The organism is Enterococcus mundtii, from assembly GCF_002947535.1.
GTDB lineage: Bacteria > Bacillota > Bacilli > Lactobacillales > Enterococcaceae > Enterococcus_B > Enterococcus_B mundtii_B.
In genome coordinates this window covers 1-1,324 of sequence record NZ_PUAP01000063.1, presented here as the reverse complement: position 1 = coordinate 1,324, position 1,324 = coordinate 1, and the positions used below count along the sequence as shown (strand labels likewise).

The 1,324-nt window shown below is 39.7% G+C and carries 1 protein-coding gene; it reads left to right on the top strand.

Translation table 11 applies throughout. The features are described 5' to 3' along the window. The first annotated feature begins 100 nt into the window (after positions 1-100). A complete protein-coding gene (locus CUS89_RS15665) occupies positions 101-1,273 on the top strand; it encodes an IS256-like element IS1542 family transposase (protein ID WP_002323245.1) in 1,173 nt (390 codons plus the stop codon). Positions 1,274-1,324 lie beyond the last annotated feature (51 nt).

Below are 1,324 nucleotides of genomic sequence, written 5' to 3'. Positions count from 1 at the left end.
GATAAAGTCCATATAATTGTGTAAAAGATAAAAGGCCATGTAACAGCCCTTTTACGGTACAATGTTTTTAACCACAAAAACATACCCAGGAGGACGTTACATGACCCAAGTACATTTTACACTGAACAACGAAGAGGTTCAAAGTATTATTGAACATTCGGTAAAAGATGATGTTTCTAAAAATATTTTAACCACTGTTTTCAACCAATTGATGGAAAATCAACGAACAGAATATATTCAAGCCGATGACTATGAACGTTCAGAAAGTCGTCAGAGTCAAAGAAATGGCTATTATGAGCGAGACTTTACGACTCGTGTGGGTACACTCGAATTAAAAGTGCCTAGAACACGTGATGGTGAATTTTCACCGACGGTGTTTGAGCGTTATCAGCGAAATGAAAAGGCACTGCTCGCTTCAATGCTTGAGATGTATGTTTCGGGCGTTTCGACACGTAAAGTTTCAAAGATTGTTGAAGAGCTATGTGGAAAATCTGTATCGAAATCTTTTGTTTCTAGCCTGACTGAGCAGTTAGACCCGATGGTCAACGAATGGCAGAACCGTTCACTCTCAGGTACGAATTATCCTTATCTGATGACTGATGTTCTCTACATAAAAGTCCGTGAGGACCATCGAGTGCTTTCTAAAAGCTGCCATATTGCGATCGGGATAACAGAAGGTGGCGACCGTGAAATCATTGGCTTCATGATTCAAAATGAAGAAAGTGATGACACATGGTCCATCTTCTTTGAATACTTAAAAGAACGCGGCCTAAAGGGGACAGAACTCATCATTTCTGATGCCCATAAAGGCCTAGTGTCTGCGATTCGTAAGTCATTTACCAACGCAAGTTGGCAGAGATGCCAGGTCCATTTTTTAAGAAACATCTTCAGTTCCATTCCAAAAAAGAATTCAAAACCGTTTAGAGAAGCAGTAAAAGCGATCTTTAAGTTTACGGATATTGAACTCGCTCGAACAGCTAAGAATGCCTTAGTCGGTGAATATATCGACCAGCCTAAATATACAAAAGCCTGCGAAATATTGGATAATGGCTTCGAAGATGCCTTTCAATACACGGTTATCGGAAATAGTCATAATCGGCTAAAAAGCACCAACCTTCTTGAACGACTGAACCAGGAAGTCCGCAGAAGAGAAAAGATTATTCGGATTTTTCCCAACCGAACGTCTGCCAATCGATTAATTGGAGCTGTCCTTATGGACCTTCATGACGAATGGCTCAGTTCTACAAGAAAATATATTAAGTTTGATCAATGAGAGACCGGTAAAACATTGTATAGTATTTTACACAGGATTATGGACTTGACT

Coding starts and splice junctions, on each gene's coding strand:
- CUS89_RS15665 (WP_002323245.1), top strand. CDS start 101: ATGACCCAAGTACATTTTACACTGAACAACGAAGAGGTTCAAAGTATT.